Annotated in this window: 18 protein-coding genes; 11 read left to right on the top strand and 7 right to left on the bottom strand. The window is 68.8% G+C overall.

Going from position 1 to position 16,566, the window contains the following annotated elements; translation table 11 throughout:
* Positions 1 to 95 precede the first annotated feature (95 nt).
* The 7 genes from D7D52_RS02985 to D7D52_RS02955 all read left to right on the top strand — a co-directional run bounded on the left by D7D52_RS02985 (position 96) and on the right by D7D52_RS02955 (position 5,712).
* Positions 96 to 1,490 carry a S1C family serine protease gene (locus D7D52_RS02985; RefSeq protein WP_120743749.1) on the top strand — a complete coding sequence of 465 codons (1,395 nt, stop codon included), beginning with the start codon at positions 96 to 98 and terminating at the stop codon, positions 1,488 to 1,490.
* Positions 1,491 to 1,594: 104 nt separating this feature from the next.
* Positions 1,595 to 2,089 carry a MogA/MoaB family molybdenum cofactor biosynthesis protein gene (locus D7D52_RS02980; protein ID WP_177327135.1) on the top strand — a complete coding sequence of 165 codons (495 nt, stop codon included), beginning with the start codon at positions 1,595 to 1,597 and terminating at the stop codon, positions 2,087 to 2,089.
* On the top strand, positions 2,086 to 2,328 hold the full coding sequence (locus D7D52_RS02975; RefSeq protein WP_120734946.1) for a hypothetical protein: 243 nt from the start codon (positions 2,086 to 2,088) through the stop codon (positions 2,326 to 2,328). The genes D7D52_RS02980 and D7D52_RS02975 overlap by 4 nt, the downstream gene beginning before the upstream one ends.
* Positions 2,329 to 2,575: 247 nt before the next feature.
* A complete protein-coding gene (locus D7D52_RS02970) occupies positions 2,576 to 3,247 on the top strand; it encodes an MspA family porin (protein ID WP_120734945.1) in 672 nt (223 codons plus the stop codon).
* Positions 3,248 to 3,303: 56 nt separating this feature from the next.
* Positions 3,304 to 3,966, top strand: coding sequence for an MspA family porin (locus D7D52_RS02965; protein WP_120734944.1), 663 nt, complete (start codon positions 3,304 to 3,306; stop codon positions 3,964 to 3,966).
* 319 nt (positions 3,967 to 4,285) lie between these two features.
* Complete coding sequence (locus tag D7D52_RS02960) at positions 4,286 to 4,966, top strand: MspA family porin (RefSeq protein ID WP_120734943.1); 681 nt, start codon at positions 4,286 to 4,288, stop codon at positions 4,964 to 4,966.
* Positions 4,967 to 5,031: 65 nt separating this feature from the next.
* Positions 5,032 to 5,712 carry an MspA family porin gene (locus tag D7D52_RS02955; RefSeq protein WP_120734942.1) on the top strand — a complete coding sequence of 227 codons (681 nt, stop codon included), beginning with the start codon at positions 5,032 to 5,034 and terminating at the stop codon, positions 5,710 to 5,712.
* Between the two features lie 87 nt (positions 5,713 to 5,799).
* Here the strand turns inward: D7D52_RS02955 and mscL are convergent, their stop codons facing one another.
* The 5 genes from mscL to D7D52_RS02930 all read right to left on the bottom strand — a co-directional run bounded on the left by mscL (position 5,800) and on the right by D7D52_RS02930 (position 9,855).
* Entirely contained in the window at positions 5,800 to 6,234 is a 435-nt protein-coding gene (gene mscL / locus D7D52_RS02950) for a large conductance mechanosensitive channel protein MscL (protein ID WP_281279161.1), read from the bottom strand.
* 92 nt (positions 6,235 to 6,326) lie between these two features.
* Positions 6,327 to 6,920 (bottom strand): SAF domain-containing protein, encoded by a 594-nt coding sequence (locus D7D52_RS02945; protein ID WP_246023613.1) that lies wholly within the window; start codon positions 6,918 to 6,920, stop codon positions 6,327 to 6,329.
* A 288-nt stretch (positions 6,921 to 7,208) separates the two neighbouring features.
* A complete protein-coding gene (locus D7D52_RS02940; RefSeq protein WP_120734939.1) occupies positions 7,209 to 7,499 on the bottom strand; it encodes an FmdB family zinc ribbon protein in 291 nt (96 codons plus the stop codon).
* A 70-nt stretch (positions 7,500 to 7,569) separates the two neighbouring features.
* Complete coding sequence (locus D7D52_RS02935; RefSeq protein WP_120734938.1) at positions 7,570 to 8,157, bottom strand: 5-formyltetrahydrofolate cyclo-ligase; 588 nt, start codon at positions 8,155 to 8,157, stop codon at positions 7,570 to 7,572.
* Between the two features lie 39 nt (positions 8,158 to 8,196).
* Entirely contained in the window at positions 8,197 to 9,855 is a 1,659-nt protein-coding gene (locus tag D7D52_RS02930; protein ID WP_120734937.1) for a purple acid phosphatase family protein, read from the bottom strand.
* A gap of 195 nt (positions 9,856 to 10,050) precedes the next feature.
* On the opposite strand from D7D52_RS02930, the gene D7D52_RS02925 reads away from it, so the two are divergent.
* The 4 genes from D7D52_RS02925 to sepX all read left to right on the top strand — a co-directional run bounded on the left by D7D52_RS02925 (position 10,051) and on the right by sepX (position 14,423).
* Positions 10,051 to 11,004, top strand: coding sequence for a UTP--glucose-1-phosphate uridylyltransferase (locus tag D7D52_RS02925; protein WP_120734936.1), 954 nt, complete (start codon positions 10,051 to 10,053; stop codon positions 11,002 to 11,004).
* Between the two features lie 61 nt (positions 11,005 to 11,065).
* Complete coding sequence (gene glp / locus D7D52_RS02920) at positions 11,066 to 12,325, top strand: molybdotransferase-like divisome protein Glp (protein ID WP_120734935.1); 1,260 nt, start codon at positions 11,066 to 11,068, stop codon at positions 12,323 to 12,325.
* Between the two features lie 82 nt (positions 12,326 to 12,407).
* Positions 12,408 to 13,058, top strand: a complete 651-nt coding sequence (locus tag D7D52_RS02915) for a GNAT family N-acetyltransferase (protein WP_187703186.1) — start codon at positions 12,408 to 12,410, stop codon at positions 13,056 to 13,058.
* 204 nt (positions 13,059 to 13,262) lie between these two features.
* Positions 13,263 to 14,423 (top strand): divisome protein SepX/GlpR, encoded by a 1,161-nt coding sequence (gene sepX / locus D7D52_RS02910; RefSeq protein ID WP_120743746.1) that lies wholly within the window; start codon positions 13,263 to 13,265, stop codon positions 14,421 to 14,423.
* Between the two features lie 91 nt (positions 14,424 to 14,514).
* On the opposite strand, the gene D7D52_RS02905 is transcribed toward sepX, so the two are convergent.
* Together D7D52_RS02905 and D7D52_RS02900 are read right to left on the bottom strand one after the other, a co-directional pair.
* A complete protein-coding gene (locus tag D7D52_RS02905) occupies positions 14,515 to 15,579 on the bottom strand; it encodes a hypothetical protein (RefSeq protein WP_120734934.1) in 1,065 nt (354 codons plus the stop codon).
* Complete coding sequence (locus tag D7D52_RS02900; RefSeq protein ID WP_120734933.1) at positions 15,579 to 16,325, bottom strand: ParA family protein; 747 nt, start codon at positions 16,323 to 16,325, stop codon at positions 15,579 to 15,581. Before D7D52_RS02900 ends, D7D52_RS02905 begins: the two co-directional genes overlap by 1 nt.
* Between the last annotated feature and the right edge of the window lie 241 nt (positions 16,326 to 16,566).

Below are 16,566 nucleotides of genomic sequence, written 5' to 3'. Positions count from 1 at the left end.
CCGGCGGCACCTCCGGTGCTGCGGGACAACCGGTTTCGGGTGCGCCCGCACCGCACGGCCAGTGGGCTCCCGGCGGCGATCCGGCCACCCAGGCGATGCCCGCGGCTTACGGTGCGCCGCAAGGCGGTCCGCACCCCTACGGCGGCGCACAGCCGCCCTACGGCGCGGCCTTCGGTGGGGCGCAACCGTATTCGACCCAGTACGGCGCCGGCAAGCATCCCACCGAGGAGATCCCGGTCGGCGCCGCGCAGTCGCCGTACGGACAGGCGTACGCGGCGTCGGGGGCCGGGTACGCGACGGGACAGCATCCGACACAGGCGTTTCCGGGCGGACCGGGTATGCCGGGCGGCCCGGGCATGCCCTACGCGACGGCCCCCGCGCCCAAGCGGTCCGGGCGTACCGGCCTGCTCGCCGGTGCCGTGGTGCTGGCCCTGCTGAGCGGCGGCATCGGCGGCGGTGTGGGCGCTCTGGTCGCGCACAACGACAACCGTCCGGCGGCCACCAATGCCCTGGACCAGCCGGTCGGCAAGGGCAAGGCCGAACCGGCCCCCGCGGGCTCGGTGCAGGCGGTGGCGCAGAAGGTGCTGCCCAGCGTGGTCATGATCCAGGTGGCGGGCGCGCGGGCCGAGGGCGAGGGCTCCGGCGTGATCCTGTCCTCGGACGGGCTGATCCTCACCAACAATCACGTGGTCAGCGGCGCCGGTCAGAACGCCAAACTGACCGTGGCCTTCAGCGACGGCACCACCGCCCCGGCCACCGTGAAGGGCGCGGATCCGATCTCCGACATCGCGGTCATCCAGGTGACCGGCAAGTCCGGCCTGACCCCGATCGAACTCGGCTCCTCGGCGAATCTCGCGGTCGGCCAGGGCGTGGTGGCGATCGGTTCGCCCCTGGGGCTGGCGGGCACCGTGACCAGCGGCATCGTCTCCTCGCTCAACCGTCCGGTCTCCACCAGCGGCGAGCAGGGCTCGCAGGGCACCGTCATCGACGCCATCCAGACCGACGCCGCCATCAACCCGGGCAACTCCGGCGGCGCGCTGGTCGACATGGACGGCAAACTGGTCGGCATCAACACCGCCATCGCCACCATGGGCACCGCGGAATCGGCGGGCGCGCAGAGCGGTTCGATCGGCCTGGGCTTCGCGATTCCGGTCGACACCGCACGGCGGGTGGCCGACGAACTCATCAAGAACGGCAAGGCGACCTACGCCCAGATCGGCATCACGGTCAAGGGCCAGGACGATGTGAACGGCGCGCGCGTCATGGACGTGTCTCCCGATGGACCCGCGGCCAAGGCGGGCATCCCGAAGAACGCCATCATCACCAAACTCGATGACCAGGTGGTGGATTCGGGCAACTCACTGATCGCCGCGGTGCGCTCGCACCGGCCCGGCGACAAGGTCCAGGTGACCTACACCGACGACCAGGGCAAGAACCCGAAGACCGTCGAGGTGGCCCTCGGCGAGGCAGCAGTGGAGGGCGGCCGATGATGATCCATCGCGGTACACAGACGCAGGCGCCGGCACCGACGATTCGTGTCACACCGGACGGGGGCTGGGAGCTGTTGTCGGACAATGACGCTACGGTGAGCACCATGGAAATCGATTCCGCTGTCGCGGGCCGTGCTCTTGTCGTGGTCGTCGACGACCGAACCGCCCACGGCGGCGTGGACTCGCTGGGTCCGCTGGTCACCGAACTACTCACCGAGGCGGGGTTCCTGGTGGACGCCTCGGTCTCGGTGCAGGCCGACGAGGTGGAGATCCGCAATGCGCTCAACACCGCGGTGATCGGCGGCGTGGACCTGGTGATCTCGGTCGGCGGCACCGGCATGTCCCCGCGCGACGTGACCCCCGAGGCCACCGAGGAGGTGCTCGACCGGGTGCTGCCGGGCATCAGCGAGGCGCTGCGCTCGTCCGGGCTGGCCTCGGGTTCGCTGGACGCGGGCCTCTCGCGCGGGCTGGCCGGGGTCTCGGGCAGCACGCTGGTGGTGAACCTGCCGGGGTCGCGCGCCGCGATTCGCGACGGCATGGCGACGCTGGGCCCACTGGCCAGCCGCGTCATCGATGAACTGTCCGGCCTGTCGGAATGATCGACGAGCCCGCCGACGCGGCCGATTCCCCGGAACCGGCCGAGTCGCACGAATCGCCCCGTTCGGCCGAGAGCCGGGCGGGGCGTCCTCGTTTGACCCCCGCCGAGCGCGCCCGCCTGGCGCGCGTCTTCGGGGACGAACTGCCGTCCACCACCAAGGACGAGCGCACCCCCGAGCCCGATTCCGGCGGCTCCGCCGATGACTGGCTGCGTTCGCAGGTTCCCCCACATCACGGCTGAATCACGCTCGTATAGCGAGTGCTGAATATTTGCCATCGCTTTCACGGTGGGTTTTGCCATGCCCGAAATGATTTTGTTGCCATTTGGTAGCTGTTGTGGCTAAGGTCTCCCTCGGGTCAGCAAAGCTACGGCTCCAGCTGGTTTCAGTAGCGTGCTCCATCGTTGCTTCCGCTGGGATTGCCGCGCCGTAGTGACCTCTTCAGCCCCGGTGGTCGGGGTTGTCCGCATAAAAACTGATGAGGGAACTATGAGCGAGAACCGGACCGCCGGTTTGTGGCGCGCCGCCCGTTTCGCGGGTATCGGCGCGGCCGCCTCCGTGGCCTTGGGCCTGATGTCCACCGGCGCCGCCAACGCCGACACCTTCGTGCCGCTGCCGGACGGCCACAAGGCCGGACCGGGCGTCACCATCGATCGGCTCGGCGAGCACGCCGTCATCTCGCCGTCGCTGTCGGCGAACGGCGCGGGCCGCACCGCCTGGCTGTCGGGCAAGGTCGTCGCGAACGTCGACACCCCCGACGGCACCGTCGGCCCGAACAACGGCCCCAAGAACGGCCCCGGTTCGAACAACTCCTCGACCCACGGCACCTCGCAGATCAACACCGGCTACATCATCGGCTGCCAGGTGAGCATCTCCGATTCCGCCGTGTCGGCGGGCGTCTCCGGCGGCGTGAGCCTCACCGGCGCCAACGCGGGCGGCTCCATCGGCCTCAACCTCGGCCCGGGCCAGGTGACCTTCGTGCAGGTCAACTCCAAGGACATCCCCACCTCCGGCACCTACGCCATCGACTACAGGGATGTGCCGGTCGACGTGCAGGGCTGCGCGGGCTACGCCCAGGCGCGCGCCTACACCGTCGTCGAGATCATCGGCGACAACTACTCCAAGACCACCCTCTACGGGCAGCCGTTCAGCCTCGGCTGACGTTCGGTCACCAATTCATTTCTCGCGTAAGCGAATTCGACCCTAGAGGGAAAATCATGAACGTTCGCAAGACCATGGCGCGGGCCGCCGGGATCGGCGCTGTCGCCACCGCCGCCCTGGGCCTGTTCTCGACCGGCGCGGCCAATGCCGACACCTTCGTCCCGCTGCCCGGCGGCTCCATCACCGAGACCATGGACGACGGCACCGTGGTGACCATCTCCATGACCGGCGAGTCCGCCAACATCAACCCGTCCATGGGCGCCACCCCGCTGCACCGCAACGCCTGGGTCTCCGGCTCCGCGCAGGTGCACCTGTCGGCCGATGCCGGCGGCAAGATCGTGCCCGGGTACGTGGTCGGCTGCCAGGTCAACATCTCCGGCGGCGGCGCCAACGGTGGGCCCAGCGTGGGCGCCAACTACGACGGCTCCAGCCCCAGCGCGGCGGCCAATGTCGGCGGCAACCTGACCCTGGGCCCCGGCCAGTCCAAGGCCTTCTACCTGCTCGACCAGGAGATGGCGGACGACTACGGCAACGAGGGTCACTACGTGCGCAACAAGTTCGCCGGCAACCAGGGTTCGGTGAGCTGGTCGGACGAGACCATCAACCTGAGCGGGTGCGCGGGCTACGCCCAGGCGCGGTCGTTCGTCGCGGTCCAGATCGAGACCGCCAACGTCATCACCTCCTACACGCTGTGGGGTCAGCCCTTCTCCCTCGGCTGATCAGTTTCCGCTCAGCGGAATCTCCCGGGGCCCGGTGCGATTAGCACCGGGCCCCTTTTGCTATCCACGACTTTCTCGACATACCTGCGGGTTTGTGTAGCCGAGTGGGCGATCCTGTTCGCTCACGTCTCAAAGCGCACAGCGGTGATGTAAAGTGCCCTCCGTCGCTACGCTGAAAGAATTTGTTACCAGTAACACAGTGGCAACAATGTGGCGACAAACTCTACCGGGGATTCGCAAGGGTCCCAGGGATTCGCAAGAGTCCCATTTCAACCTCGGTGGTCGAGGTTGAACCGCTAGAAACCTGATGAGGGGAAGTATGAGCGAGAACCGCACCCATGGTGTGCGTACCGCAGTCCGCTTCGCGGGCATCGGCGCGGCCGCGGCCGTGGCCTTCGGCCTTTTTTCCACTGGTGCCGCTAACGCTGACACCTTCGTGCCGTTGCCGGACGGCCAGAAGGTGAACCCGGCGGGCACCGTCACCATCACCCGCACCGGTGAGCACGCGATCGTTTCGCCGTCGCTCGCCGCCAACGGCGCGGGTCGCGTCGTATGGGTCAGCGGCGCCGCGAGCGCCGTCGTCACCGAGACCCCGGACGGCGTCGTCGGACCGTGGAACGGTCCCACCAACAAGCCGGGTTCGAACAACTCGTCCACCCACGGATCCTCGATCCTGAGCACCGGCTACATCGTCGGCTGCCAGATCAGCATCGGTGAGGACGCCATCTCCGCCGGCATCTCCGGCAACGTCAGCCTGAACTCGGCGGGCCTCGGCGGCTCGCTCGGCGTCAACCTCGGCCCCGGCCAGGTGGCGTTCGTTCAGATCGACTCCAAGGAAGTCACCAAGGCCGGCACCTACTCGGTCGAGTACCGGGATGCGCAGATGCAGATCCAGGGTTGCGCGGGGTACGCCCAGGCGCGTGCTTACACCACCGTCGAAATCATCGGCAACGACTACTCCAAGACCACCCTTTACGGTCAGCCGTTCAGCATCGGCTGATGTGGTCGATACCCCGCCAAATCACCTCTCGCGCAAGCGAATTCGAACCCCTGAGGGACAACCAAATGAACATCCGTAAGACCGTGGCGCGGGTGGCCGGTGTTGGCGCCGTCGCTACCGCCGCTCTTGGCCTGTTCTCCACCGGCGCCGCCAACGCCGACACCTTCATTCCGCTGCCGGGCGGAGAGATCACCCAGACCCTTTCCGACGGCACCGTCGTCACCATCAAGCTGGTCGGTGAGTCCGCCAACATCAGCGGCTCGATGGGCGCCACCCCGGTCCACCGCAACGCCTGGGTCTCGGCCTCGGCGCAGGTTCAGATCTCCGGTGACACCTCTGCCACCGGTGGCAAGATCTTCCCGGGCTACGTGGTCGGCTGCCAGGTCACCATCGACGGCGGCAACGTCAATGGTGGCGCCAGCGGCGGCGTGAGCTGGGACAACTCGGGCAACGCCACCCCGTCGGCGAGCGCCAACTCGGGTGCCAACCTGACCCTGGGTCCGGGTCAGGCCAAGTCGTTCTACGTCCTGGATCAGGAAGTGCCGGACGACTACGGCAACGAAAGCCACAAGACCCGCAACAAGTTCACCGGCAACAGTGGCTCGGTGACCTGGTCCGACGAGACCATCGGCCTGAACGGCTGCGCCGGTTACGCCCAGGCGCGCTCCTTCGTGAGCGTCGAGGTCGAGACCGACAACGTCATCAGCTGGGTCACCCTGTGGGGCCAGCCCTTCAGCCTGGGATAAACCTCCTGCGTTGATATCGCAACGGGCCCGGCGCATTTCGCGCCGGGCTCGCTTGCTTTGTCCGTCTCGGGAATTCGGCGCGGGCGGTCAGCCCTCGTGTTTGCCGCCGGCGGTGCGCTCGGCGAGCAGGTCTCGAATCTGGTGCAGCAGTTCGTTGTCCGAGAGCACATCGGGTTCCGGGGCGCCCCAGCGCGCCTTGGCCTTGTTGGCGGGCAGGACCAGCACGAAATAGAGCAGCGTCGCGATGATCACGAAGTTGAGCGCCGCGGTGATGATCGGCCCGACGGCGACGAAGGTGGCCGGTTTGTCCGCCACCATCTGAAAACCCAGGCCGAGTTGGCTGCTGCCGCCGAACAGCGCCAGCAGCGGGGTGATCACGCCGTCGCTGAAGGCGGTGACGATGGCGACGAACGCGGTGCCCATGACGACGGCCACGGCCAAGTCGATCACATTGCCACGCATCAGAAACTCTTTGAAACCCCTTGAGCATTGCCGAACTCCTCTACTACTCGAGCGATCCAACGCAGCGGTATTCGGGGATAAGGCGTCATTGGGGGTATACGGCGATGCTAGTTCACCGGCCCGCCGGTTCCGTGCACCGAACTGAGGGTCTTTCAGTGAAAGATGACGGTGAGCGCGGTCCGCAGCGATGCCGCCGCCACCGCTGCCGCCCGCCGGGAATCCAAGGCCACCAGCACCACCCGATCCGTGCGCCCGCGTCCGCTCTCGGCGCTCGACACCAGCACCATCGCCGCACCCGAGGCCAGTAGCCGCGCCGGCCGCCCGCCCCCGCCCGAGTCCTCACCCGCCACCACGTCCACCCGGTCCCCGGCCCGCAGGATCTCCGCAACGGCATTGTCCGCCAACCGAATCGGCACGATCCGCGCGTCCGCCGCACCGGTCGCCACACCCGCCAGCCGCGGCCCCACCACCCGCACGTCGGTCACGATCTCCCCGGCCGCCAGCGCCCCCGCCAACGTCGCCCCCCGCACCTTGTCGGCCTCCCGCAACGCCCCGCTGGGCAATGTCCCCGTCTCCCGCCCCGCAACCCGCAGATCACCGTCCCCCAACACCTGCCCGGGCCCGAGATCCCGCGCGGCCACCAACACCGGCGTTCGCCCCGCCCCCGGATCGCCGCGCACAGCCAAAAACCCCGCCACCACCAGCAGCGCCACCGCCCCCACCCGCCGAAGCAGCACCGTATCCACGCAGCTGAATCGACTACGTATCTCCTGCAGAACCTCTCGCCCCGCTCGCGTCATGAGTCGAACGGTAAAACCCCACCCACCCCGACACGCCCGCCGAACAACCAGCCTGGGGACAACAAACCGCCTGTGGATAAACCACCGCACTGTAGAGACGACGAAATCTGCGGCGGGCTGAACGGGGCGCAGGCGGCATGGGGGTCCGGGGCATTGGGGCCGGGACCGGGGTGTGTGGGGGCCCGGGGGCATGGCCCCCGGATTCATTCTCTCTTCGCGCCGAAGGCGCGGGCGTCAGGCAGCCGAGGTGCTGGAAGCGCTCGCGGCAGTCGAAACGGCCGGCGTGCTCGCCGCGGCGCTGCTGCCCCCGTCGGTGGCGGGCTTGGCCGGCTCGGTGGAGGTCGACCCGTTGCGCGAGTCGGTGCGGTAGAACCCGCTGCCCTTGAAGACGATGCCGACCGAGTTGAACAGCTTGCGCAGCTTGCCGTTGCAGCGGTCGCAAACGGTCAGTGCGTCATCGGAGAAGGACTGCACGATGTCGAACTTGTTGTCGCACTCGGTGCATGCATACGAGTAAGTAGGCATCGGGTAACCTCCACGCTCTTCGTCGAATTAGCACTCTACAGCTGGCAGTGCCAACGCTGCCAATCGGGTGTCAATTCCCGAGGTGATCCTCGAGGCGTCGCAGCCCGCCGAACGGGGTCAGCGCCCATCCCATTCGGCGGTCGTGGGACTCCTCCGGCAAACGCTCCACGAGTTCATCGTCGCGCACCACCGCGATCAATCGGGCATCGCCGCGGCAGGCGTCCACACTGCGATCGTAATAACCGGCCCCGCGCCCCAATCGGACTCCCCGCCGATCCACCGCCAATGCCGGAACCAGAATGGTCGCCGCCCGCGCGATCCCATTCGCGAGCGGTGCGCCGGCCGGCTCCCGCAGCCCGAACCGCCCGCGCCGCAAGCCTTCCGGCCCGGTGTACTCGCCCCACTCCAGCGGCCCGGGCTCACCGGTCAGCGGCAATAGGACCCGGGATCCGGCGGCCCGCAGCGCGTCCAGCATGGCGAGCGAACCGGGCTCGCCGCCGACGGGCACGTACGCGCACACCCATTCCGCGGCCAGCGCGCCGGCGGCGGCGGTCAGCGCCGCCGCCTCTCGCTCCCGGGTCTCGGCGGGCAGCGCCTTGCGCCGCGCCAGGATCTCCTCCCGCCAGCTCCGCTTGTCCCACTCCTGTCGGTCGGCCACGCCAACACGATAGGCGAGCGCCCGCCGCGGGCCGACGCGTCAGCGATCCGAGCGCGGCCGGGTGAGGGTGAAGGTGTCGACCGCCGTCAGCTCGCCGGTCACACCGGTGACCGCGTAATAGGTGCCCTTGATGGTGGTGTCGCCGCCCGGCTGCCCGGGATCGACGTCGAAAGCGCAGAAGCCGTAGGCGTGTTCGGCGTCCTTGAACGCCGACCAGGGCGCGTCCTCGAGCACGTACACCGGCGCCTTCTTGCCGGTGGCCGGGTCCACGTCACCGACCTTGGTGATGACCCGGCACTTGTCGCCGGGGAAGAACAGCTGATTCGAGGGCGCGGAGGTCCCGCCGCCCCCGATCACCAGGTGCACGGTGCCCTTGGTGGTGTCCACCACGTCCTTGCGGGTGTCGGCCGGCCGGGGCGTGAGCGTCTCCGACCCGGTCACCCCGCGCACGGGATGGGAACGCTCGTAATGGTGTTCGTGCCCGCACAGCACCAGATCGACCTGGTACTTGTCGAACAACGGCAGCCATTCCTGCCGGATGCCCAGATCCGCGCCGTTGAACTTGTCGGCCGAGGAGATGGCCACCTGGTGCATGAACACCACCACCCAGTCGATGCCCCGGTCGGCGCGCGCCGTGGCCAATTCGCCCTCCAGCCAACGCTTCTGCGCGCCGCCGGAGTAGCCGTGCACGTAGCTGTTGCCGCCGTCCTGCAGGCAGATGTCGTCGTTGGCGACGGCGATGACGCGCACCCCGCCGACGGTGAACGAGTACCACAGGCCCTTGGCGTGATCCTCGGCCCCGGCGTCCGGGACCGTGAAATACGTTTGGAACGCCTGATATCCGATGTCGCCGTTGCCGAGTTCGTTCTCGTGGTTGCCCGGCGCGGGCATCCACGGCCGGTAGCGCGCGGAGCGAGAGTTGTTGGCCCACCAGTCGTTCCAGGTGCGGATGCGGTCGGTGGCGATATTGGCGTAGCAGAGGTCGCCGTTGACGAGGTTGAACAGCGGCGCCAGGGATTCCACCGCGGAGGTCACGTCCCCGGCGTACTGCGAGCCCAGGTTGTCGTTGACCGCCTTGCCGTCGACGATCTTGCCGACCGTGGGGGTGCCCTGGTCGCCGAAGCTGGTGAACCGGAACTTGGCCCGCCCGGCGGGCGCGGTGCGGATGGTGCCCAGTTCCGGCGGCGCGCCGTCGTGCCCGGCCGCGTACACGTAGTCGGTGTCGGGTGACAGGCCGGTGAGGCGCGCGTGGTGGGCCTGGATCTCGATGCCGGACTTGGCATCCCGGTAGGTGCGGGTCCGCGCCGGGACGCTGGTGCCGAATCCGGCGTCGGCGGTGCCGTAGCGCACGGTGGGCGCGGTGACCGATCCGGTGGTGTGCCAGCTGACCACGACCTCGCGCGCGGCGTCCGCCCCGAATTGCAGGTGCAGCCCCGAAACCCGCGGCGCGGCAGCGCGATCCGGGGTGGTGACCAGCTCGGCCGAGCGTGGCCAGGCGACGGCTCCGGTCGACTCGCCGCCGCGCAGTGCCACCGCCCCGCCCGCGCCCGCCGCGAGCCCGGCGAGACCCGCGAGCGCGGAGGTCCCGAACAGCCGGCGCCGGCTGAGACCGCGCCCGGCGGCGGCGTCGCTCGGCGCGGGGGTGGCCGCGTGGTCCGGGGTGGATGCTGAGCTGTGGGGATCCTCACGGTCGGTCATAGGTGTCAGCTAACAATCATCGGGTACTGCGGAGGTCACGGCGTGGCTAACACGACATGAAAACAACAGGTCGGTCTGCTGGATGGGACGCGGACCGGCGTTCGGTGCGCTCTTCGCCGCCTGGACCCTTAGGCTCTCGGGGATATCGAGGCGGCCACGAACCGTGTCGGCATAGACGGATGGATAGGGTGAATCATGACAGCTAACGGCGGCGGGACCGTGTCGCCCAACGGCGGAACCGAGGCGTGCTTCCGCACCGCGGTGGTCCCCGCGGCGGGGCTCGGCACCAGGTTCCTGCCCGCGACCAAGACGGTGCCCAAGGAGCTGCTCCCGGTGGTCGACACCCCGGGCATCGAATTGGTCGCCGCCGAGGCCGCGGAATCCGGCGCCGATCGGCTGGTGATCGTGACCTCGCCCGGAAAAGACGGCGTCGTAGCGCATTTCGTCGAGGACCTGGTGCTGGAGAGCACCCTCGCCGAGCGCGGCAAATTCCAGCTGCTGGAGAAGGTGCGCAAGGCCCCGGGCCTGCTGGACGTGACCTCGGTCGTGCAGGAGGAGCCGCTGGGCCTGGGTCATGCGGTGGCGCAGGCGGAATCGGCGCTCGACGCGGACGAGACCGCCATCGCGGTGCTGCTGCCCGATGATCTGGTGCTGCCCTCGGGCGTGCTGGAGCTGATGGCGGCCGTGCGCGAAACCCACGGCGGCTCGGTGCTGTGCGCCATCGACGTGCCCAAGGCCGAAGTCAGCGCCTACGGCGTGTTCGACGTCGAGGAGCTGCCGGGCGGTCCCAAGGATGTCCTCAAGGTCAACGGCATGGTGGAGAAGCCGGCCGTCGAGGACGCGCCCTCCACCTTCACCGCGGCCGGGCGATACCTGTTGGATCGCGCCATCTTCGACGCGCTGCGCCGCATCACCCCGGGCGCGGGCGGCGAACTCCAGCTGACCGACGCCATCGCGCTGCTGATCGCGGAGGGCCATCCGGTTCACGTGGTGGTGCATCGTGGGTCGCGCCACGATCTGGGCAACCCGGGCGGCTATCTTCGTGCTGCGGTCGATTTCGCGCTGGAACGCGAGGAATACGGTCCGGCCCTGCGCGAGTGGCTCGAACAGCGGCTCGGATCGGGCTGGAATCCTCAGCTGACCTCGTAGTACGAATAGACCGACGCGTACATGAGGGACCGCACGGCGGGCGAGACAACGGAAGGGCGGCATGCGCTCGGTTGAGGATCAGCAGATCAAGGTGACCGCCGCGGCTGTGGCCCCGCGCCCGGTTCGGGTCGCGATCAGCGAAGCCCAGGGACTGCTGTGTGCCGAGGACGTGGTCACCGAACGCCCGCTACCCGGTTTCGATCAGGCCGCCATCGACGGATACGCCGTGCGCAGCGTGGATGTCGCGGGCGCGGGCGCGAATATCCGCGACGAGGACGGCAATTCGGTGGATCTGAGCCTGCCGGTGGTCGGCGAGGTGGCCGCGGGCTCACGCCAGCCCATCCGGTTGCAGCCGCGCCAGACCGTGCGGGTGGACACCGGCGCGCCGCTGCCCACGCTCGCGGATGCCGTACTGCCGCTGGAGAACACCGACGGCGGCCGGGCCCGGGTGAAGGTCTACGAGTCGGTGCGCTCCGGCGACTACGTGCGCCGCATCGGCGACGACGTGCAGCCGGGTGATCTGGCGGTGCGGGCGGGCACCATCATCGGTCCCGCCCAGGTGGGTCTGCTGGCGGCGGTCGGCAAGGACAAGGTGCTGGTGCATCCGCGGCCGCGGCTGTCGGTGCTGTCGGTGGGCGGCGAACTCGTCGACATCGATCGCACGCCCGGTCCGGGCCAGGTCTACGACGTGAACTCCTACGCGCTGGCGGCCGCCGCGCGCGACGCCGGCGCGGACGTGAACCGGGTCGGCATCGTCAGCGCCGACCCGAAGCGGCTGCGGGATGTGGTGGAGGGCCAGCTGGTTCGCTCCGAGGTGGTGGTGATCGCGGGCGCGGTCGGCGGCTGGGCCTCGGAGCAGGTGCGCGAGGCCCTGGAGGGCCTGGGCGAGCTGGAGATCACCCGGGTGGCCATGCATCCGGGTTCGGTGCAGGGTTTCGGCCTGCTGGGCCGCGACGAGGTGCCGACCTTCCTGCTGCCGTCGAATCCGGTTGGCGCGCTGGTGGTTTTCGAGGTCATGGTGCGCCCGCTGATCCGGATCGCGCTGGGCCGCCGCCATCCCATGCGCCGGGTGGTGCGGGCGCGCACGATCCTGCCCATCGCCTCGATTCCGGGCCGGCGCGGCTATCTGCGCGCGCAGCTCATGCGCGACGAGCAGACCGGCGACTACCTGGTGCAGCCGCTGGGCGGGCCGAACGGCGCGTCCTCGCATCTGCTGGCGACCATGGCCGAGGCCAACAGCCTGATCGTCATCGAGCCGGACGTCACCGAGGTGCGTACGGGGGACGAGGTGCGGGTCGCGTTCCTGGCCCAACGAGGGTAGGCACAGCCATGATCGGTCAGGGCCCGGAGGAGGCAGCCCGCGTAACCATGGAGGGCCCCCGAACGTGGCGAATGGACAGAGCATGAACATGTTCCGGACTGCCCAGCATCCGGGCTGGCCGGCGCATCTGGGACCGGTGCGTGTCGCCGCGGGGACGGTGACGCTACGGCCCATTCGATTGCGAGATGCCTCGGCGTGGAGCCGGATTCGCGTGCGGGACCGGGACTACCTCGAGAAGTGGGAGCCCACCGGGCGCGGGCCGTGGGAGGCCCGCAACCATTCCAGCAATTGGCCCGCGCTGTGGTCGGCGTTGAAGGCCGAGGCGCGCCGCGGCTCGATGATCCCGCTGGTGATCGAGGTGGACGGCGCGTTCAGCGGACAGCTCACGGTGGGCAATATCGTGCGCGGCGCACTGCGTTCCGCGTGGATCGGCTACTGGGTGTCGAGCGAGCTCGCGGGCCAGGGGGTGGCGACCGCCGCGCTGGCGCTGGGCCTGGACCACTGCTTCGGCGAGGTGGGCCTGCATCGGGTGGAGGCCACCGTGCGCCCGGAAAACCTTGCCAGCCAGGCGGTTCTGCGCAATGTCGGCTTCCGTGAGGAAGGTTTGCTGCAGCGCTACCTGGATGTCGACGGCGCCTGGCGCGATCATCTGCTGGTCGGCATGACGGTCGAGGAGATCTCGGGAACCGTGGTGGACAGGCTGATTCGCGCCGGCCGCGCCACCCGAGCCTGATAACTCGCTGTGCACTGGCGACGTGAGATATCCGATGCCGACTGGTGTGACTAGTGTTGCGGGTGTGGTCGGCGCGCCTGTGGGGAATTCCGGTTCGGTGGAATTAACCTACGGACGTCGGTGGTGCGTCCGCCTACCAGTCGGTAGGTGCGGCGGAGCACGTCGAAGGGACAGCTATCTGGGCGGGACGGAGGTGTGACGGCAATGCCGAATTCGATCTTGTGGATCGGTTTGGTGGTGCTCTGGGTCTTCGTCCTGTTCCCCATGCTCGCCAACCGTCATCCGCGCATCCGCCAGCACACCGACGCCGCCCTGTCCACGCGGGTGTTGCATCGCGGTGGGGCCAAGCGAAGCACGAAGAAGGGTCCGGCGACCGGACATGACACCGACCCGGACTACGTACCGGTTCGCAGAAAGCTTCAGCACCCGAGCGAGGATCCGGAGGATCGGATGACCAGATCGGACGACGGCGCGACTGCATCGGACGAGAAGGAAGTCGGCGCCGAGGGGACCCCGCCGGCGGTAGCCGTCGCGGATCCGGAGGATATGGTCGCCGCGCCGGTCGCGGAGACCGAAACCACTTCGGAGACAACGGAATTCGAGAACTCAGAACCTTCGACTGAAGACGCCGAACCCGAAGCAGCCTCCGTCGCCTCTGTAGCCTCCGTAGACTCCGCCGCCCCGGCGGAACCGGAGTCGCCGGCAGCGGAGCCGGACGCCGAGATCGCCGCGGCGCTCGATGAGACCGTGTCGCCCAAAGCCGAGACCGTGTCGCCCGAACCGCCCCGGCGCGCCCGTCCGCCCGCCCTGCGTGCGCCGGAGCCGCTGCCCGAGCCCGAGCCGGAGCCGGAGCCCGAATTCGATTCGGACGACCCGGATTTCGTGCCGACCCGCCGCGGCCGTGGCGGTTTCGATCCGGAGGCCGACGCCGCCGCCCGGGCGGCCCGCTACACCTTCCGTCAGCGCGCGGTCCTGGGCCTGGTGCTGTCCACCCTGCTCTTCGCGGCCGCCGGATTGGCGATCACCGCGCTGCTGTGGTGGCCGGCCGCCCTGTCCGGGGCGGGGCTGGTGGGTTATCTGGCGTACCTACGCAGACAGGTCCGCATCGAGGCCGATATTCGCCGCCGGCGCGCCGCGCGCGCACCCCGCAGGCGTCCCGAGATCGTCGACGAACAGCCGTCGGCCCGCGACCGGGCACGCCCGGACCGCGAGGCGACCCGCACGCAGCTGCGCCGCGCGGTCCTGGTCGAACCCGACGACGAGGATCCGCTCTTCGAGCATCTGGAACTGTTCGACGCGGCCGCCGCGCGTGCCACGCGGCAGCGGGCCACCGGCGGACGGGAACGCCGAGCCGTCGGCGAATAGGGCACGGCCGCAGCACAGGACACGACGAAGGGGTCCCGAGACATCGGGACCCCTTCGTCGTTGTGGCCAGGCCCGATCGCCCGGCCCCCGGTCAGTTGTTCGGAATCTGCCGCTCGATGAGTTCGGCGAGCGTGCGCAGCTTGGCGGCGAATTCGCGGGCCGCGACCGGATGGTCGGTGGAGCCCTTCACCACCTTCTGAGTGAGCGCCGCCAGCCGCGTCTCCACGGAACTGAACACATCGGGGGAGCGCTGCGGCTCCTCCGCGAGATCGCCGCGCAGCCACGCGTGCAACCGCCGCACCACCTCGCCCTCGTCGTGGGCGCCGGGCAGCACCGCGACGGCCTCGCGGAGTTTGCCCGCGGTGACCTTCACGTCGGCGGCCAGCGTGGTGTAGACGGTCACGGCCGCCTCCTCACCGTGCGCCGCCGCGATCGGTAGCAGCTCCCGAATCTGGCCCTCGTTGATGGACGGCGCGACCGGATGCAGCCGCGCGGCCAGCGGCCAGGCCCGAATCAGCTTGTGCGCGTAGGACCGCTGCATGTCCCAGCGCTTCTCCACGTAGTCGTCGAAGGTGGCGTGGTCGGCTCGGTAGAGCCGGCCGTCGCGCACGATCTGCAGTGCGCGCCCGGCGGTCCAGAACGCCACCCGCAAGGCGTCGATGGAGGATTCGCAGACCTCGAGCTGTTCGGTCTCCGAGCGGCTGAGCGGGCCTTCGCCGCCCGCGGTGGGCAACGGCAGATCCAGCACCGAGGGCGCCGGATCCGCTACCGGGGGAACGGATTCGGCGGGCACCAGCGCGACCGCCGACCGCGCCTGCTCCGGGGCGGCCTTCGGCTGGGGTGTCTTCGGCGGCGGTGTCGTCGATTGCGGTGTCTCCGGCTGCGGTGTCTCCGGCTGCGCTGCCTTCGGCGGCGGTGTCTCCGGCTGCGCTGCCTTCGGCGGCGGTGTCGTCGCCGGCGCTGTCTTCGGCTGGGGCGCATCCGCTTCCATCGGAGACAACAGGACCGCGGTCGCCGCCTTCGACAGTTGCGGGGTGCGCGGCCATTTGGCGTCCCGCAGCGGCGAGACCGGGGGAGTGTGCTCGGACTCGTCGGAGAGCGGGTTGCGGCCCAGGCCCCCGCCGCCGATGGAGGTCTTGCGGCGTTGCGGCGGCATCAGGCGGACACCTCCACCGGAATGCGGTCGGCCGCCGTGGCCTCCAGGTATCCGCGCATCAATTCGTCACCGACGGCGCGATATTCGCCGAGGTCCTCGATGGGGTTCTCGGCCCCGTCGCCGACCTCGCCGTCGGCGGCTTCGCGATACCATTTCCAGGCGCTCACATAGGAATCGAACACCTCGTATCCGGCGTCCTCCAGATTTCCGCGCTGGGTGCGGTATTCGGTGGAGACATTGACGCCGTTCTTCATGGTGACCGGCACCTTGGTCATGAGTACCCGGACACGAATGGCGCGTTCGCTTTCCGCCGCCGCCTCTTCCGCGGCCCGATAGGTACTGGGCACACGTTTGACTTCCGAGGGGCTGACGCTGGTGACCAGAATCAATTCGTCACTGACCGGAACGGCCGCCTTGAAGATCTCGGCGGATTCACCGCCCGCGTCGACGATGATCACGTCGTAATTCCTGGAATTGTCGGTGATGCAGTCGTTCACATGCCGCGACGGGAAGGCGAGCAGTTCGAAGGGGATCTCGACCTCGGCCTTCTGCAGGCGCCGGTACCAGGAGTAACCGGTCTGGCTGAGCGGGTCGGCGTCGATCACGAGCACTCGAAGTTCGTGCACGGTCGCGAAATACGAGGCGAGGAAGAAGGCGGAGGTCGTCTTTCCCACGCCGCCTTTGAGATTCCCCAGGGTGACCACGAGCGGTTCGGGAAGATTCGGTAGTGCACCGGATTCGGTCATCGATCATCCTCCTTGATGATGGGGAGGGCTGTTTTTCCGTCGTTTCAGTTTCACACGGTGCCCGTCCGCGCCCGCGACGGCTCGCTGGGCGGCCCGGAATTACCGCGAAAACCTCTGTGTCCAACCGGAAAACCTCTGTGTCCAATTGGACACAACGGTCAATGGTTACCTTTTTGTTATGAATAACACGCATGTCATTCATTGCAGCCTGTGCACTTCCGGCGAAATATGCAATCTCGGA

Source organism: Nocardia yunnanensis (assembly GCF_003626895.1).
GTDB lineage: Bacteria > Actinomycetota > Actinomycetes > Mycobacteriales > Mycobacteriaceae > Nocardia > Nocardia yunnanensis.
Note: the sequence above shows the minus strand (reverse complement) of the source record. Positions and strands in the feature narration are given on the sequence as shown.